Source organism: Dokdonia pacifica (assembly GCF_900188275.1).
Classification (GTDB): domain Bacteria; phylum Bacteroidota; class Bacteroidia; order Flavobacteriales; family Flavobacteriaceae; genus Dokdonia; species Dokdonia pacifica.
In genome coordinates, this window is record NZ_FZNY01000007.1 from 298,475 (window position 1) to 316,627 (window position 18,153).

At 29.9% G+C, this 18,153-nt stretch carries 15 protein-coding genes; 8 read left to right on the top strand and 7 right to left on the bottom strand.

Annotated elements, in window-relative coordinates:
* Together CHB80_RS19950 and CHB80_RS19955 are read right to left on the bottom strand one after the other, a co-directional pair.
* Entirely contained in the window at positions 1-669 is a 669-nt protein-coding gene (locus CHB80_RS19950; RefSeq protein WP_089373279.1) for a queuosine precursor transporter, read from the bottom strand.
* Between the two features lie 232 nt (positions 670-901).
* Entirely contained in the window at positions 902-2,386 is a 1,485-nt protein-coding gene (locus tag CHB80_RS19955; protein WP_089373280.1) for a hypothetical protein, read from the bottom strand.
* 546 nt (positions 2,387-2,932) lie between these two features.
* Here CHB80_RS19955 and CHB80_RS19960 point away from each other — a divergent pair.
* Positions 2,933-3,427, top strand: a complete 495-nt coding sequence (locus CHB80_RS19960) for a hypothetical protein (RefSeq protein WP_089373281.1) — start codon at positions 2,933-2,935, stop codon at positions 3,425-3,427.
* A 143-nt stretch (positions 3,428-3,570) separates the two neighbouring features.
* On the opposite strand, the gene CHB80_RS19965 is transcribed toward CHB80_RS19960, so the two are convergent.
* The 4 genes from CHB80_RS19965 to CHB80_RS19980 form a co-directional block, all read right to left on the bottom strand.
* On the bottom strand, positions 3,571-4,290 hold the full coding sequence (locus CHB80_RS19965; RefSeq protein ID WP_089373282.1) for a B3/B4 domain-containing protein: 720 nt from the start codon (positions 4,288-4,290) through the stop codon (positions 3,571-3,573).
* An 11-nt stretch (positions 4,291-4,301) separates the two neighbouring features.
* Positions 4,302-5,219, bottom strand: coding sequence for a fatty acid desaturase (locus tag CHB80_RS19970; RefSeq protein ID WP_179218226.1), 918 nt, complete (start codon positions 5,217-5,219; stop codon positions 4,302-4,304).
* A gap of 137 nt (positions 5,220-5,356) precedes the next feature.
* The gene (locus CHB80_RS19975; RefSeq protein WP_089373284.1) at positions 5,357-6,925 is read right to left on the bottom strand and encodes a pentapeptide repeat-containing protein; all 1,569 of its coding nucleotides are present in this window, start codon (positions 6,923-6,925) and stop codon (positions 5,357-5,359) included.
* Positions 6,925-7,308, bottom strand: coding sequence for a hypothetical protein (locus CHB80_RS19980; RefSeq protein WP_089373285.1), 384 nt, complete (start codon positions 7,306-7,308; stop codon positions 6,925-6,927). The genes CHB80_RS19975 and CHB80_RS19980 overlap by 1 nt, the downstream gene beginning before the upstream one ends.
* Before the next feature lie 366 nt (positions 7,309-7,674).
* On the opposite strand from CHB80_RS19980, the gene CHB80_RS19985 reads away from it, so the two are divergent.
* The 3 genes from CHB80_RS19985 to CHB80_RS19995 all read left to right on the top strand — a co-directional run bounded on the left by CHB80_RS19985 (position 7,675) and on the right by CHB80_RS19995 (position 10,715).
* Entirely contained in the window at positions 7,675-7,893 is a 219-nt protein-coding gene (locus tag CHB80_RS19985; protein ID WP_143337196.1) for a hypothetical protein, read from the top strand.
* 122 nt (positions 7,894-8,015) lie between these two features.
* Positions 8,016-9,971, top strand: a complete 1,956-nt coding sequence (locus tag CHB80_RS19990; RefSeq protein WP_089373287.1) for a tetratricopeptide repeat protein — start codon at positions 8,016-8,018, stop codon at positions 9,969-9,971.
* A 12-nt stretch (positions 9,972-9,983) separates the two neighbouring features.
* Entirely contained in the window at positions 9,984-10,715 is a 732-nt protein-coding gene (locus CHB80_RS19995) for a response regulator transcription factor (protein ID WP_089373288.1), read from the top strand.
* 83 nt (positions 10,716-10,798) lie between these two features.
* Here CHB80_RS19995 and CHB80_RS20000 read toward each other — a convergent pair whose 3' ends face one another.
* The gene (locus CHB80_RS20000; protein ID WP_089373289.1) at positions 10,799-11,050 is read right to left on the bottom strand and encodes a hypothetical protein; all 252 of its coding nucleotides are present in this window, start codon (positions 11,048-11,050) and stop codon (positions 10,799-10,801) included.
* Positions 11,051-11,179: 129 nt separating this feature from the next.
* Between CHB80_RS20000 and CHB80_RS20005 the strand changes: the two genes are divergently transcribed.
* From CHB80_RS20005 to CHB80_RS20020, 4 genes are all read left to right on the top strand, one after another.
* A complete protein-coding gene (locus tag CHB80_RS20005; RefSeq protein WP_089373290.1) occupies positions 11,180-11,638 on the top strand; it encodes a hypothetical protein in 459 nt (152 codons plus the stop codon).
* 52 nt (positions 11,639-11,690) lie between these two features.
* The gene (locus tag CHB80_RS20010; protein ID WP_089373291.1) at positions 11,691-12,563 is read left to right on the top strand and encodes a hypothetical protein; all 873 of its coding nucleotides are present in this window, start codon (positions 11,691-11,693) and stop codon (positions 12,561-12,563) included.
* 537 nt (positions 12,564-13,100) lie between these two features.
* The gene (locus CHB80_RS20015; protein ID WP_089373292.1) at positions 13,101-16,373 is read left to right on the top strand and encodes an RHS repeat protein; all 3,273 of its coding nucleotides are present in this window, start codon (positions 13,101-13,103) and stop codon (positions 16,371-16,373) included.
* A gap of 17 nt (positions 16,374-16,390) precedes the next feature.
* On the top strand, positions 16,391-18,153 hold a 1,763-nt coding region (locus CHB80_RS20020), incomplete at its 3' end, for a DUF6443 domain-containing protein (RefSeq protein WP_244905576.1).

The window sequence follows — 18,153 nt, forward strand, 5'->3', positions numbered from 1 at the left end:
CTATGATATTTTAAATGGGTTATAATCTACATTTTTGTCAAAATGATCTTCATTCTCTTTCTTCTTTAGCCATTTAACTACAGGTATTGTTATTGGTAGAGCTATTATTTCCCAAACAACTTTAAATGCCCAGGCTGATATAAATACTTCAATTAAATCACCAAAAGACATTAACCCAAATAATGCTATAAAAATAAAAACACTTGTGTCTACTGCTTGTCCAAATATTGTAGATATAATAAAGCGTATCGGCATTGATTTACCTTTAGATTTTAATTTCATTTTAGATAAAACATACGAATTAGTGAACTCTCCAAGAAAAAAGGCAACAATTGAAGCAAGCGCTATTCTAGGAACTTTGCCTAGTATATCTTTAAATGCTTGTTGATTCTCCCAAAATGGAGCAGGCTCAATTATTTCTCCAAGTTTAAAGAACACCACTGCTAATATAAGAGAGAAAAAGGCTGTCCAAATAGCTTTTCTCGATGCATGATATCCATACACTTCAGTAAAAATATCTCCAAATAAATAAACTATTGGAAAAAGAATAATTCCAGCGGGTAATGTTAGACCAAATAAAATAAAAACTTTTGTATCTAAAATATTTGAAATTAATAATGAGGCAACAAATACACCTGTAATAATCGAATAAAATTTATAATTTTTCATTTTTTATTGTTTTATGCAAATAACACCTCAAAAAACTATTTTGCTTAGTTAGAATAAGTTAGAAATCAAATTAGAAATCATTGATCCAAATAAATGAAGATTAACTTCACTTTATAAATTAATTATTGTGAAGAGATAAATATTAATTGTGAACTTTATTATTTTTATTGAGAAACTCTTTTAGTTAGTTTTCTAAAATAAAAACCATTTTTAGAATTTCAGGAGCAAATTGTTAGAGCAAAAGAATAATAACAAGTAGCATAACTATTGGAATTAAAGCTATTATCCTATAATTAGACATAGTGTTATATCTTTTGAATAAATATGTCACGTCGATATCCTTACAAGATGATTCATTTATTTCATTACTAACTTTTTTTCTGACATTTGCTTCAAAAAGAAACCATGTGAAAGTAGGAATTAGAATATATAGAGTATATTTCCACATTCCTAATATTAAATTTATATCTACAAAATAGTCAATTGCAAAAATAAACAGACACAAAAGACATAATGTTAATAATGGAGTTCCTAGTTTGCAAAAAATAATTTTTTTTAAAGATTTAGATAAGGCAGTTTTAATACGATCAGCATAATTTTTATTAATTATTCCATCTTGGATTAGAGAAGATTTTGTTGCCATCGTATTAATTTCTGACTCTAGCACTCGCCCTACATTATCTGAGAGTTCTATTAGTGTACCCCATAACTTATATTTTGAAAGATTGAGAGTTCTCTCGAGTACTATTAAATCTGCCTCAAGTAATATCGAGACGATATTATTATAGTTAAATATTATTTCATTTTCTCCATAACCAATGAAAATAAGTTTTTTATCTAATATCTTGATTATTAATTCAGTTATACTGCAATTAGAATTATAATTTCTTGTGATTGATTTATTGTGAATTTTTGATTCTATCCTATGTACTTTGGATATTTTTTGTAAATCTTTAAGATTACGTCTGTTAAGTTCTTGAATGATTTGTTTATTTTTCTCTTTTGGATTTGGGATGTATTTGTAAACTGTGTTTACCACACAAGTTAAAATCATTAATTCGTGAAAAAAACCTGTATTACCACAGCTTCGACAGCTTATTGTTCCTGATCCATTACATCGTTTACATCGTAAATTTCCTTGACCCTGACATTTATTACAAGTAATAGTTTTTCTTCCTTGACAAGTTGGACAAGTTTCCCCTTTTATTTTTCCAGTATTATTGCCCCATATATTTATACACTTTGAACATTGTATATAACCTTTAGTATTACATTTGTCACAAGTATTTGAGCCTTTACCCCTACAATTTCCACATTGATTCCAACCCTGACCACCACAATCTCTACATTGAAAATGATATCCGTATGTGATAGGACCTTTAAAACAATCGTGCGGGGTTAGTTCTTTATCATTTGTTTTATTTAATTCATCCCATTTAATTAATTTTTGTGGTAAATCCTCTAATGCTTTTTCATAATCTTTAGTAGTCTGACTATTTAAATCCTCCAAATCATTTTTTGGAATTGCTGTGTAAGGTATTTTTCCTTTACCAGATTTTTTCTCAATGGATATTATAGGTCTAAAACTCCAATTTACTTCTCCTAAAGAGTTTCTTTTTCTACAGCTAACAACTTTTAATACTTCTATATCAAATCTCGTGAGTGTTTCTACTTTTTGTGATATTTGATTTAGTGCGTTTGTACAATCTTTCTCCATAATTTTTTTAAAATAAATTATCTAAAATGAATTTCACTTACTGCTTATTAAATGTGAATAAGTAAATAAATGAAGATTGTTATTCTCTTTACTATAAAACTTTGTGATTAGATTGTTTTTTTAAGTGTACTCTACTATTCTGACTGATAACATTCAAATAAAAAGATCAAAAAAGCTAATTAGTTAGAGTATTTTTTAAAGTAGTTATCCTCTATAATATTCTGCTTATCCTCGTTAAGGTTCTTTACGTCACGTTCTATTTTTATAGCAAATATGCATACATATTTTTATGCCATAATCGCTGTTTATGAAATTTATTAAGGACGTTCAATTTTATCTCCAGAGATTATTTGAAGCTTCAAAAAGAAAGAATAAAAGTAAGATGTATATCTGTGAGAGGAATGATTAAACCTTGCTTTTATTTCTTTCAAAAACTCCTCTCAAACTGAAATGGCTTCTTAAGCTTTTTCAAAGAACATCAAATAATAATTCAATTCGGGTAAATCCCGTAAGGGGAAGGTTTGCCCAATTCCTAAAATAAAAAAAATGGAAAAAATTAAAAATAGAATACTCATATTAAGCCTTATAATTGGATTTTTCTCATGTGAAACTGAAGAAATAAACTCTTATGAAGAACAACAAAAAACATATAACATAAGGTCTGAATCAGATTATTTAAGTAATACAGAGGGCAATGACTATGAAGGGTTCTCTGTGTGTAAAACTTGTAGTGAGGGATATAGTATTAATGAATTCAGTAGTGATACACATAACCCTAAGCGAACAGGTGATCAGGCAGATGATCATGGTAATCCAGAAGATGGAGATAATAAAGTACTTTTAATATGTAAAGTCTGTAATCAAAGTTTAGATTCTGAGGGAAACTATAGTAATACACCTAATCCTAAGCGAACAGGTGATCAGGCAGATGATTATGGTAATCCAGAAGATGGAGATGGTAAAGAATCTCTAGTATGTATAATCTGTAATCAAATTTATGATTATAAGAATTCTTATAATCATAAATTTTGTGCTAAGTAAACAAGAATATATTAAAATGATTACACTGAAGTGAAATATTTAGACTAGATACACAAAAACAAAGTAATTCTTTGTTAATCAACATAAAAGACCTGAGGCCATGTTACCATCAGGTCTTTTGTATTTATGTTAAGAAGAAATTATTATAATATAGCCTCAGATTTATTTTTTTCAATGATACCTTTTGCTTCTATTTTCACATCTGATTTTTGAATAGAATTACAGAAGAAATCTATCATATCTAATAAACGTTTATTCCCTTCAAAATCTATAGAATCAAATATAAATAAAGCCTTATCTACTGTTTCAGTTAACATTGTTCTTTTAGAATCCTTGTGATTCCATAACCAACATACTATAGGATCATTATCATTTTCATCAGCATAGACTATGTGAGAAGTTTGAATCTCAATGTTTTTTGAATTTCCTAATGGAATAAACTTATCAGAAGATTTTGCATATCTAAGAGTCAAAGAATTTTCGATCTTTGTATAGTCATAACCTCCTGCTGACAATATATATCTTGCAGATATATAATTATAAAAGTCTACTGATGGGATTATGGGATTATACTTTCCTTGAATAAATCTCCTTAATAAGGATTCAATAGAACTTTTATATGTTTTAGGTTTTACATCGCAATCCCTATATACTTCTCTCCATTTACTAATTGTAGAAAAGTCTGGTAAATTTTGCAACTCTAAATTATATCTATTTATTCCCTGAATTGGAAGACTTTCTAGTGATTTTAAAGAAAGTGAATTATTAATCTTTTTAAGATTACTAACTAGTATATATCCGATTTTAACATCTGGATATTTCTCAAGAATTTTATTATCTATTTTTAATTTTATAGTGTTCATATATGTTTAATTTAGTTAAATATTTGATTCGCCGTTTCAATAGGCGATTTTGACTCAATAAGGTCATTCTGTATATTAGCATGCTTAATTAAATAATTGTGAGCGTTTTTTAAATTATACCCTGGTATTGATGCTATTAAATGATGTAGTTGATGATATCCGTCGTTATGAGGATGTAAAAAAAATCTATGAAATATTCCTATATTATTTCTGCTATTTGAATATTCTTTTGATAGTTCAACATTTGTATGTTCTGCTGATTCTGCTATAAAACGTATATATGGCAACCAGAAAAAATAAGGAATTAAATATCCCAGTAAAAAAGAATACCAAGATGAAGAAATAGTTATAATTGAAAAAAGTAAAAACCAAAATATTAATCTTGACTTTATTGACTTTTTACTAAAAAAATGAGGGATAAAGCTATGTTTTAGATTATCAATAAAATAAAAAAGAGTAACCTGTCTCAAAAAATAAAATTTAAATATTTTATGCTTCTTTTTTTTATTTTCAAAATTTTCTAGCCCCCACCGTCTTAATTGTAACGTGTCAGGATCATCATCTAAGTTTTTCCTATAATTTCTATGATGTTTCATATGAGATACTCTATACCCCTCTAGTGTTTTCATAACAGGAAAACATATAATACATTCTAAATTGTTATGTAATTTTTTAGAAGAGAAAAGATTGTAATGAGATGCATCATGAGTTAAATTATCAAGACCTCTTAATGCGCATCCAACTAAGAATGAAAGGAAAAAATAACACAATACATTGAAGGGGAATATTAAACGTGAGCTATAAACTATTATAATCATTAGTGTTATTAAAACTATCCAATTACTCATTAAAGAAACTATTCCTTTATAAGTAGACGGAACACCATAAATAGCTTTTACCTTATTCTTTAAATCTCTATGCTTATTCATAACTAAATCCATTTAATTATATAAATGAACTTAATAATGTGTGAAGTTAGATCGTGATTTTTGCGAGCTAAGTAATTCTTTTTGTGAAAGAATTAGTTTTTAATGCAAATGTATTTTGAGTAAGCTAAAGATAATTACTAAGTGTCTGAAGTATTTATATTTTTTTCAATATAAATACTCTTATCCCCATTTTGATTAACTTGATGAATATTAATGAAGTTTAATTTGTTGTTAGTAATTAATTTTTGAATATTTTGCTGAACATTGATTTCAGATAATTTTTGATGAAAATCTTCAGTAGATAGACTATTTCCAATCGGATTAATAGAATTGATCAAGGCATTAGTATCTTTCTGCTTCCATTCTCCTATGGCTATTAACATTGAAGCTCTAAATGAAATTGTCATCAATGATATAATCCCATTTAAACCATTAATGAAGTAGCTTTTTCCTTTAGACTTATTTAGATAATTCTCAAAGTTTATAAACCCGCTCAATAATTCTTTACTTGTGGATGTTAACAAGTCGAAAAAAAAGTCTTCCGAAATATTTTCATCAGAAAAATAAAAAAAAGTAAATATATTAGAATTCCTTTCTACAACTTCAACTCCTAAATTCCAACCAGTATGTACCGTAAAAAAGTTAGAATATGTCCTTGTGATTTCATCTATTAAAGCTTGGTTATTTTCCTTAATATCTATTTTTTTTTCTGGAGTTTGTAATCGATACTTTATACAGCCTCTTTCTATTATTATCTTTCCAGTTGATTGTAATTGTATTATTTCCCGTCTATCTTTTTCATCAATATTAGAAAGGTTTACATTTTGAAATGTGATTTTACCTTCAATTCTTTCTAAATCTATTTGAAATCTTGTATAGCCGTGAAAAATTCTATTGTTGTCTTTCCCAGAGAATAATAAAGTTCTTTTTACCGTTAATGGACCTAATATGAACTGTTGTTCAGGTTGTATTTTATTATTACTAAATACTGTTTCACCATTAAAATGACAATCACAGAAATTAACCAATGTAGATGTAATATCTAGATTTCCAAATATAGTATAGTCTTCAAATGTAGAAGTAACTTCAAATAAACCATCATCTAATAATCGATTATCTAAAAATATAAACTGCTCTAAGAAATGACAATCTTGAATAGACAAAGATCCTTGTATTCTATTATTACAAAAATCAACAGAGGCATTGAATTTACAACCTTTGAATTCGAATGTGCCAGAAGTTTCGCATCGGAAATCTATATTTGAAAAAATAACACGAGATTCAAACGTACAATTCTCAAAAAAAACATCCGATTTAAAGTTACAATATTCAAGATTTACTTCATAACTAATGATTTGATTATGCATATCAATATCTTCCCAAAAAACAGCACCGTGTAGATTACAAGGAAAAAGATCTTGCAGATAACTTATTGAAGTGTTTTCTGTTTTTGAAATAAAACATACTCCATTTAAATCTACTTCTTCTTTCTTTATTAGATAAATCTCAATAAGAATAAAGAGGAATCTGTAGAAATCGTTTTCTCTTTTCCATTTTATGTGATTACTATGAAATATACACTTTCCATCGCTATCTAAAATATCTAGCGATTTTTCTGTATTAGAGTTTATTAATTCATAATAATTGCAAAATTTAATTAAGTCATTTGGTTTGTAATTATTAACAGGAATAGTGTAATTGCACATTATGAGATATTTATAGGTGCAGAATTATTTTCTAAATAAATACTTTTTTCTCCATTTTGATTAACTATTCTCGTTACCATTTCCATAGTACTATCATCATTTATTTGAACATTGTTTTTAATTACAAAATCTTCATAACTATCGAAACCTATGTATTGACTAACAGCATTTAATAATTCTGTCTTAGGACTAACAGGTTCTTTTTTTCCATCAATATATTTATTGAAACATCTCAATAAAGTTCTGTCGCTAGCTCCATAACCGTTCATACCTAACTCCAATAGTTTGTTTGATAAATACTTCACAATACCATTAGGTTTTTCTGATCCACTTTGGTTTTGTGCTTTTTCAAATGCGACTTGAAATAATTTCTCTTTATTCATAATTCATTTGTTTGATAATCAATATACTAAAAGTATGACAAAACTCCGAAAAACTTTTCTGAATTCTGTCAGAGCTCTAGAAAACGTAATCTTTTTCTTTGTAGAAGAAATATTTCAAGAACGTTCAATCTCGATTTGCAATAGAGATTAGAAGCTTCAAAAAAGAAGAGGGAAAGTAAGGCAGAGTATCTGTCTGAGAGCAGAAACAAAACTTTGCTTTTACTCTTTTTTCAATACCACTCTCAGGTTGAAATAGCCTCTCAGTATTTCAAAACATAATCAATAATTCAATTCGGACATATTCCGAACAGGGATCAGTTTGTCCAGTTTTTAAATACTAAAAAAATGAAAAAAAATGTATATATATTGCTGATAACATTATGTGTATTAGGAATTACTTCTTGTGAGGCTGATGATTTAGATTCAAATGAAATAAATATAGAACTTTATGAAACGAATTATCAAATAGATGATCAAGAAGACCAGGAAAAACCTGAACAGGATTGTGAAAAGGAATTACAACCTAAGAGGACAGGAGATCAGGCAGATGATCATGGTAATGCAGAGGATGGAGATGACAAATAAGAAAAATAATAATTATTAACTAGGATTAAGGAACCTAAATAATGGAAAGTCTGGTGTTTATATTCTGTCAGGCTTTCTGTTTTATTAAATATTCAATGAAAATATGGTAGCTTTGTTAACTTATGAAAGTATATTTAAAAATTATTCTTTTAATATTTACAATATGTAGTTGTTTTAATTATAGAGATAATACAACTAGAACGCAAAAATCAACAACGGTAATTCATACAGATAGCATTAGTTACTATTTAGGTCAATCGAAAATTGATAGTTTAGAATTAAAAAGACGTGTATTAAGTGCTGAAAAGGCATATTTACTATCTACTAAAGTAAATATTGATACATTAACTAGAAAGTCATTAAAACAGATACTCAAGACGTCGTATAAGTATGGTGATAGATCTATTTTTTTTAAATACTATCCTAAGTCAATATCATTTTCAAAGATTAAAAACGATACAGCTTTACGAGCATCTACGCATAATTATGTTGCATATTTTTATTTGAGAAATGATGACATGGATAGTGCATATCATCACTTTTATAACGGTTCGAAATTTTATAAACATTTAAGAGATTCTTTTTCTACTGGAAAAATGCTTGCTAATATGGCAATCATACAAAAAAACAGAGGAGATTACGTCGGTAGTGAATCCGTTTGCGCTGAAGCTCTCTCATATCTGTCAAATACTACTAATCGAAGATATTTAGCTTCTGTCTATAATAATATAGGAATTATTAGTAATGAATTAATGAAATATAATAAAGCTTTATCTTATCATAATGAAGCCTATAATATTAGAAAAGAATTAAAAGACAACATTCTGATCATACAATCGCTTAATAATATCTCTGTAGTATATAAGAGGGCGGGAAACTATGCTAAAGCTATTAAAACATTAGACACCTTAACCTACAATGAAGACACTTTTATTGATAATCAGAGAGACAAAGCTCGAATAATAGATAATCTATCACATGCCAGATTATTACAAGGTGATAAAGATCTCAAGATTCTTAGGAAACTTGAAGAAGCGTTATTTATAAGAGAAAAAGAAAAAGACATCTCAGGTTTGATAGTTAGTCTTCTAAATATTGCTGATTATTATAAGGTAGTAGGACAAGAAAATATTGCAAATGAATATGCAATTAAAGCTAGGGAACTTTCTAAACGACAGGGTAATTACAGAGACATTCTCAACTCATTAAAGTTTCTATCACTATCATCAACTATAGATCAAACTCCTTTCATAAAAGCATATTATAAATTAGCTGATAGTTTAGAGTTAGAAAAAAATAATGTATCTGATCATTTTGCTCTTATACGATATGAGTCTGATACTAAAGAGGAAGAGATTAATAAGGCTATAAAAAAAGCAAAAATACAACAACGTAAAATTAAAGAAAAAACCACACTTAATATACTCTTAGTTATTGTAGTAATCCTTGTTCTTTTTACGATATTTCTTCTTAGAAGATCATCAAGAACAAAAGAAAAACTTTACAAAGAATTTAATCACAGAACTAGGAATAATCTCAAGAATATTATTCACTCTATTTATAGAACAAAAAAGAAACATAGCGGAAGCTCTGAAATATTGAATGATGTCGAGGGAATAACTCAATCACAGCTATTAATATACTCTATTTTGGAAAAACAAGCAGACTCTTTTCATGTTGATTTAAAAGATTACCTTCAAGAATTATTTAGGGCTATAATTGGGCAACATCAAGATATTAATTTGGATATAAATTATCAAATGGATACTTTTAAAATCGAAGCAGAAAGAGCTTCTATTATTGGTCTTATATGTAATGAGTATATGACTAATGCCTATAAGTATGCATTCTCTGAAAAAAAAAATAACACCTTCACTACCTATCTTAAAAAAGAAACTAGATATAAAGTTTTACTTATACTAGAAACTTCTGGAGTAAAATGGACTCCTGAAATATTGATTAATAATGGGAGTGGTTTAAAGATAATATCATCGTTAGCTGATAAAATAGATAGCAAATTGAATATTAGATATGATGACAAAACTGGAAAAACAATATTGAGTCTACAGTATAAATAAACGTGTATAAATATGGAGTCTGCTGCTAGTATACTAATTGTTGAAGATGACTATCAGGAATCTGAATATCTTAAAGATATATTAGAGGATATTGGATATAATGTAATAGGCAGTTCTGCTTCTGGAGAAGAAGCAATAGATTTATATAAAGAGCTCTATGCAGATGTCGTTATAATGGATATTGATTTAAATGGAAAATTAGATGGAATTGAAACAGCTAAAATAATTTCTGAGAAATATGGTTCGTATATCATTTATTTAACATCACTGAGAGATAAGATAACCTTTAAAAGAGCAAAAGCAACTTTTCCAAAATTCTTTATTTCAAAGCCCTTTAATAAATATCAATTATTAGATGTAATAGATCAAGTAATTGATTCTCCTAAGGCTGTGAAGAATAGTAATTATTATAATGATCATTTCTTTATTAAAAATAATCAAGGAGTTTATGAGAAATATTCTATAGACCAAGTCAGTTATATAAAAGCCGATAATACTTATTCAGATATAATGTTGATTATAAATGACAAATTAAAAAAGGTCACAATAACAAAAGGTATACAAACACTATTAGACAGAATTAACAACTCTAAAATTCAAAGAGTAAATAGAAGTTATGCTATTAATATAGATAAGATTGAGTTCATAGAAAAAATGTCGGTTAAATTATATGGTTATAACAATATGATTACAGTAAGTAAAGCTTATCAGGTAATTTTTGAAAATTTGATCAAAAAACTATAACATCATTTTTAATGATATATAGTAATTCTCAAGATCAATATAGATCATGAAGCTAATAATTAGAGATCATTTCTCCGAGATTCTTATATATCTGTAAAATCAGTAAAGAAGTCTTCTAAAGTCATTTCATGTGCATCAAGAATGCGTAACAGGCTTGTAATAGTAAAGTTTGTTCCTTTTTCCATTCGCCAATAGAGAATCCTGTCAATTTTTTTATCATAACTAAATGTTTCAGCAGCAGTATAGCCACTGTCTTTTCTTAGCTGTTTGATTTTATCAGCAATCTTCTGTATCCGTGAGTCAAGTGGTTTTTTAGGTTTATCTTTTTTTGTCATAATTAACAGTCATTTATAGTTAATACAAAGGACGCTTGCTTGTTATTTCTATGTAACTGTATAAAAAAAACAGTATTTATGAAATTTTTAGTATGTTTGCTTTATTAGTAACCTTAAAATGAACATCTAATGAAAAAATCACTCTACCTTTTTGCCTTTCTTCCCTTATTCCTTACAAGCTGCATTACTACACGTACAATGAATGCTACTGCAACCATTCCTGCTGGCACAGAAGTCAATTACTCTAAAGTCATTAATCCTGCCTACGCTAAAGATTACATTGATGCAGATATTATCACCCAAGTTGAATTTTATAGCGCAGGTAAAGCCAACAATGACTTAACCAAAGTACCAAAAGGTAATGTTGTCTTTCAAGTAATACCCGTAGGTGGTTCTGCAAAGAATGCTCCCTTTGGTGGCGGGCAAGTTGGCGACTATGTATTTCTGCCTAAAGAACAAAGCGACCTCATATTTGATTTACAACGTGGTGACAAGATTCAATTGAGGGGAGGGACACGCGTCAAAAAATACTATATCAATGGTGCTGAAATCATAGTATTCATAGCAAGTTCTGTAACAAAATTATAATTGCCTTTCATCCCCATACATATACGAACACTCTAACTTAAATCAATTTATTATGAAAAAAATATTATACATCTTTAGCTTCATTTTTCTTTTTACTATCGCTTGTAGCAGTGACGACTCAGAAGAAACACCTATGGGAGAGAACCCTATGGAAGACACAAACCCTAATAATGATGATGACCAACAAAACACATTCAGTTGTAGTACAGGTAATATTTTAATAACACAAGATGATGTTATCGCCTTTGGTAATCTTGGATGTAATTTTGTACCAAGTCTACTTATCGGTGACCTTAACAATACTAACTCTAACATTAATGACATTAGCGCGCTAAGTAGTTTAACTGACGTAGGCGTATTAGCGATTGGCAATACTACTAACCTGACTAATCTTAACGGCCTACAGAATATTACTGAAATAGATATTTTAATCATTCGTGAAAACACAGCACTAGAGAATATCAATGCACTGAGTTCATTAATAGAAGTGACAGGAAATATTCAAATTTTTGATAATGATAACCTGACCAATTTGGAAGGGCTTAATTCACTGGAATTGGTCATTAATGGTTTAGATATTGCAAATAACGATGGCTTAACGAGTATTGATGGCTTGGACTCTTTTACTCAAGCTTTCGGAGGTGTTCGTATTATAGATAACAGTAATCTGCAGAATGTAGATGGTCTCAGTAATCTTATCCATATAGATGAAGGAGTTGCGCCTAACTCTGCATCTCTGCCTAATGATGATGACATGGTTATCAGTAGTAATCCAATGCTGAATGATTTATGTGGTATTACCGCTTTGATAGAAGCTGATAGTGACCCAAATACTTCACAAGGAATTAGTGGTATGTATATTGTTTCAGGCAATGCTTTTAATCCATCTGAAAATGATATCTTAAATGGGGACTGTAGTAATTAATATTTAAATATATCTTATCAATACCTAAACCCACTTTGTTATAATGAAAATTTTACTTGAGAAACATTTGTATAAAGAGCTTTATATTTCTATTAAGAAAAATTTAACTTAACAAAACATGTTAAATTCCAATGATTTAAGAAAAATTGACAAGTGTATTGTGTTAGTTTTCAGTAACAAAATGTTAATTGTAAGTACTAATTCTATACATTTAAAGTTATAAAACTGAAATCACGCTTCTAACCAATCGTATTTCATTTTTATATCTAAGCACCACACACTCCTTTTATTGAATTAACAGATACGTCTGTTCGTAATCTATGTATGTTTAGTATATGGAATAGTTATGTTCGTATCTTAAACTAACTAGTAACATTATGATACGTATGTGGAATTATCTTCAATCTTTTACTCAAGTAAACGTCTTGTTTACGCATTATAAAGCATCACAGCCTAATTCATCTTTTTTACAAAATAGATAATCAGTTAGGTTTGAATCAAAACACCCATTTTTCTAATTTTCTAATCATCATTTTTATGAATCGTAGATTTTTTATGCAAGTATGTTTGCTATTGTTTCTAGCAACTTTCAACCCATTACATGCGCAAAATGATCCTGGAGGAGAAAACGCATTTTCACCAGAGTATCTGGATTATCATGCAAATTCAATACCTCCCACACCTAATGCAGCATCGTTTACTATCTATGGAGATACACCTGTTAATACAGCGACCGGTATCCCTCAAATCAATATCCCTCTATTTAATCTTGTAGACGATGGCGTAAGTATTCCAATTTCACTTTCTTACCATGCTTCTGGTGTGAAAGTAGATGATTTAGCTAGTGTAGTAGGTCTTAAATGGACACTCAGCGCTGGAGGAGGAATCTTTAGAGAAGTAAAAGATAAACAAGATGAAGTAGGTTGGCTTGATCCTAATTTAAGAGGATATATTGACCCTGACTGGGTAGCTCAAAACCCATTAAGTGAGGTAAATACTCAAAATACAATTGCAATATCAGATGATACTCATGATTATTACCCTGATGATTTTAATTACAACTTTCCTGGAGGAAATGGAAATTTTATCTTTAATACTGATGGTTCTATACTAGAAGAATATCAAACAAGGGCATTAATTGAAACAACCACTGGTGTTGGTAATACTTTTAATTTCAAAATATCTGATGATACTGGAAATACGTTCTTCTTTGGAGAGAATGATAAGAGAGAATATAATAGTAAAAATATTCTCTCTGGTGGTCCTGCAAATATTAGTCACAGTTTTGAGGGTAATCTAACAGGATGGATGCTTGATCGTATTGTGACCAAAAACAACAAGCAAATTAATTTCAGCTATCAGCAGTATTTAGTTGATTACAGTATTAATGGAGCTGCACATAACATTGTTCGTGCACGTCTTTGTCCTTTAGGAACAGACCCTACATGTGGATGTCAAGGATCTGGTAGTGGTTTTGAAACTACCACTTCTATCACTAATATCAGTTATAGTGCTGTGAATAAACTTATATCCCAAATAGAATCTGATAATGTATTGGTAACATTCAACTATCAAGAAGATACTTCTTTGGCTGATTGGCAAATGAAGTTAAATTCTATAGATATAAAAGATAAAATTACTAACAAAACAAAATCATTTAACTTTACTTACAGTTCCTTTAGTGGAAATGCAAGATTACGATTAGATGAAGTTCAAGAGATAGGCTTTGATGGATCTACTAAACCCCCTTATAAATTTACATATGAATCTGGTAATCTTCCAGAGATTGGAAATAAAGGAAAAGACATCTATGGCTATTATAATGGGCAAAGCAATTCTACTCTTATCCCATATGCCCAAGAAATAATAAACATCTTAGGAAGTTCTTATGAGAGTAGCTTAGCTGATAGAAGCCTTAATGAATCCTATCTTAAAAGAGGAGTACTTAAAAATATTAAGTATCCAACAGGAGGAAGTACTGAGTTTATTCTTGAACCTAATGCTGTACCTGTTATAGCAACTGTTGATGGCACAAGTTCTGTTTCTGTATCCCCTGTATCTTTTGATTCACAAAATACAGATGGAATTTATACTGTTTTTAGAAGGTTTTTTATGATTGAAGGGTCTAGTTTGAATTATAGTTCATATTCAGATATTTGTGACACATCTGATCCAAACAGTGTCAATTTTGAGTGTTCATCATTTAATATATATCCTGCGGCTGGCGATGGTGTTGTTTTGATTAATGCAGAACCATTTTGGGATCCTGATCGATATATAGGACCTTCAGGAGGCGTTCCTAATCTTGAATCAGGTTGGTATTTTGTAGAACTTAGAGTGAAAACATCAAATTTAGTTGATCCAGTAACTGGTAATACAATCTATCCAGTCCCTAACATTGGAATTAATGTAACTTTTCCAGTAACCTATGAGGACGAAGTACTAGCCTATCGTGGAGGGCTACGTGTAAAAGAAATCTTAAATAAAGATACTGATGGAAATACTCTTACTCAAAGCAAATATAGTTATGAAGGCTTACACGGTTTCACTTTTGGTGGAAATATTAAAGGATATAATAATGGAGAGCGTACTGTTTTTTCCTCTGATAATGTTTCATTAAATCCATTACTTATTCGATATGGGCATTATTATGATAAGGTGACAACAGAACGTATTGGAGATAATGAAACTCTGAAATCTATTGAATACTTCCAAGAGAAGTTCATGAAAAATTCACGAGATGCACAACTTATTCGTAGTGAGTATTATAAGCCATCCGACACTCCATCAGAAGAGGACCTATTAGTAAGAACGGTAGATGTTACGTATGAGAATATCACTCAAAATACAGTTCAATTTTATACACTTGGAGATAGAGATTTTTGTTTTAATTCTAACGCCCCTACTGGAAATGGCGCAGGAGCTTTTTTAGGCTATGGGAATCCTAACTCTGCAACATATTTTTTTAACAAGAAAAATGTTATAGCTCAAAATAAAGAGATAAACTATTTCTACGATGATCAGAATAATCTTTCTACAAGTATTCAGATAGTTAATTCAACATATAATGATAATCTTCAAATACAATCTCAGGAAGTTGAAGGAAGATATTATGCAACAAACTTAACTGATATTGAAACAAATAATTTAAACTTTGATGCTGATGGTGAACATGCACTTATTAATTATACCTATGTAAATGATCATTTAGGAGAGGATCCTATCATGAATACTCTAATGAATAAACATTGCCTTGGTGCTATTGTGAGTAGAACAGTAACTAATAATAATACACTTACTAAAGGACAGTTCTTTGACTTTGATAATAATGGCAATGTTATTGCAACTTATAGATATAATAAAGGATTAGGAAGTAATTCAGGATCGGCTGGACATATACCTTCAAACTATGATCTTTTTACAACTTACGATGTCCATGTAGGTAAAGCTGTAGAGATTCAACGGGAGAATAGTTCTAAAACAGTTTTTTTATGGGATATCTCTAAAAACTATCTTTTAGCTCAAATTCAAAATGCTCCTAGTTTTTTAGAAGTATCAGGTGCTGTTGGTGGTGTGAACTTAAGTGCCGAAGGACTTACTGCCATTCAAGAAAATGCAATAAGATCACTACCCAATACTTTAGTTACAACATTTACTTATGATCCTTTACTTGGACTTACAAGTCAGACAGATCCTAATGGGTATACTACCTATTACGAGTATGATGATCTTAATAGATTAAAACTGGTCAAAGATCAAGACGGAAATATCTACAGTAAAAATGAATATCACTATAATATCAATAACTAAAAAAATCGGAAATCTAAATGAGAAAATTTATAATTGCCATCGCATTATTACTTCCGATACTTCTTATCGGGCAAACAGATACAGAGAACTATATTAAAACAACCACCTATCAAGTACCAACACAAACAGGAGTTGTAGCAGATATAAATAAAATAGAGACAATTACCTACCATGATGGTCTTGGAAGACCTAAACAATCTATTGCTGTAGAAGCAGGAGGAGATAAACAAACTATTGTAATACATAGAGAATATGATGCTTTGGGGAGGTCAACGAAGCAGTATCTCCCTTATGCTACAGCACCAAATATTGCAAATCCAATGACAATTACAGCTCCTCACGCGCTTAAAACACAAATTGGGAGTTTTTATTATACTGAGAAATATGAATATACTTTAAATCCTTATTCAGAAACTCGAATAGAAACATCTCTTTTGAACAGACCTATAGAGAAAAGTGCTCCTGGAAATTCATGGGATATGAATGCTACAGGTGACACTCACACCATTAAGCTGGACTATCAAATGAATACAACTGATGAAGTGCTTTTCTTTAGTGTAGTATTTACTGGGGGAAATTCTGAAAATCCGCAATTAACTTTATCAGGGTACTATACTGCAGGACAGCTCTATAAAAACATTACTAAAGATGAAAATTGGACTCCAAACTCTGGAAAAAATCATACAGTGGAAGAGTTTACTAATAAGCGTGGGCAAGTGGTTTTAAAACGCACCTATAATGATGATTTAGCACACGACACCTATTACATCTATGATGATTTTGGAAACCTCATCTATGTACTTTCTCCTGAGGCGAGTGAGCAAATAGTAAGTGGTAATAATTTAACTAGCAACTATCAGGAAGTATTAGATAAGTTAGGATACCAATATAAATATGATTATCGTGATCGCCTTATTGAAAAGAAAATTCCTGCCAAAGGATGGGAATATATTGTTTACAATAGATTAGATCAGCCGATCCTTACTCAAGATGCAAATCAACGAGCACAAACCCCAACGGCTGAATGGCTTTTTATCAAATATGATGCCTTTGGAAGAGTAGCTTATACAGGAATTAAAAGAGCAAATATCTCAAGAGCTACTTTTCAAATAATAGCAAATGATCCTGCTAATTTGGAGCAATATGAGCAAGTGTCTACCACTGCTAATGTTGATACAGGAATTTATTACAGCTCTGATGCAATACCATCTGCTTTTGACTCAACTTTAGATGAAATCTTGACGGTAAATTATTATGACAGCTATGCAGATATAGGTAATTATAGTTTACCAACTACAGTATATGGACAAGCGGTAACGACAAATACAAAAGGAATGCCCACTGTATCAAAAGTACGTGTCTTAGGAACAGATCATTGGATTACCACAGTAACTGGATATGATGAAAAGGCACGTCCTATTTTTAGTGCTACATTAAATTCATATCTAAACACCCAGGATACTTCAGAATCTCTTTTAGACTTCACAGGAAAAGTACTAGAGAGTAGAACTTCTCATCAAAAGTCTGGGCATCAAGAAGTGGTGACCAAGGATTTCTTTAGCTATGATCATCAAAATAGACTTGTGAATCATTTACAACAGATCGATCAAGAACCTATACAATTGATAGCAAATAATACCTATGATGAATTAGGACAGTTAGAATCTAAACGTGTGGGAGGGCAACTCTTTGAATCGGGATATACAGATATCACAGCAGGACGTATTGAGATATCAGAAGATGGAATTATTACGAAAATTGATGGAGGTGCTTCTTATAA

Coding starts and splice junctions, on each gene's coding strand:
- CHB80_RS19950 (WP_089373279.1), bottom strand. CDS start 669: ATGAAAAATTATAAATTTTATTCGATTATTACAGGTGTATTTGTTGCC.
- CHB80_RS19955 (WP_089373280.1), bottom strand. CDS start 2,386: ATGGAGAAAGATTGTACAAACGCACTAAATCAAATATCACAAAAAGTA.
- CHB80_RS19960 (WP_089373281.1), top strand. CDS start 2,933: ATGGAAAAAATTAAAAATAGAATACTCATATTAAGCCTTATAATTGGA.
- CHB80_RS19965 (WP_089373282.1), bottom strand. CDS start 4,290: ATGAACACTATAAAATTAAAAATAGATAATAAAATTCTTGAGAAATAT.
- CHB80_RS19970 (WP_179218226.1), bottom strand. CDS start 5,219: ATGAATAAGCATAGAGATTTAAAGAATAAGGTAAAAGCTATTTATGGT.
- CHB80_RS19975 (WP_089373284.1), bottom strand. CDS start 6,925: ATGTGCAATTACACTATTCCTGTTAATAATTACAAACCAAATGACTTA.
- CHB80_RS19980 (WP_089373285.1), bottom strand. CDS start 7,308: ATGAATAAAGAGAAATTATTTCAAGTCGCATTTGAAAAAGCACAAAAC.
- CHB80_RS19990 (WP_089373287.1), top strand. CDS start 8,016: ATGAAAGTATATTTAAAAATTATTCTTTTAATATTTACAATATGTAGT.
- CHB80_RS19995 (WP_089373288.1), top strand. CDS start 9,984: ATGGAGTCTGCTGCTAGTATACTAATTGTTGAAGATGACTATCAGGAA.
- CHB80_RS20000 (WP_089373289.1), bottom strand. CDS start 11,050: ATGACAAAAAAAGATAAACCTAAAAAACCACTTGACTCACGGATACAG.
- CHB80_RS20005 (WP_089373290.1), top strand. CDS start 11,180: ATGAAAAAATCACTCTACCTTTTTGCCTTTCTTCCCTTATTCCTTACA.
- CHB80_RS20010 (WP_089373291.1), top strand. CDS start 11,691: ATGAAAAAAATATTATACATCTTTAGCTTCATTTTTCTTTTTACTATC.
- CHB80_RS20015 (WP_089373292.1), top strand. CDS start 13,101: ATGAATCGTAGATTTTTTATGCAAGTATGTTTGCTATTGTTTCTAGCA.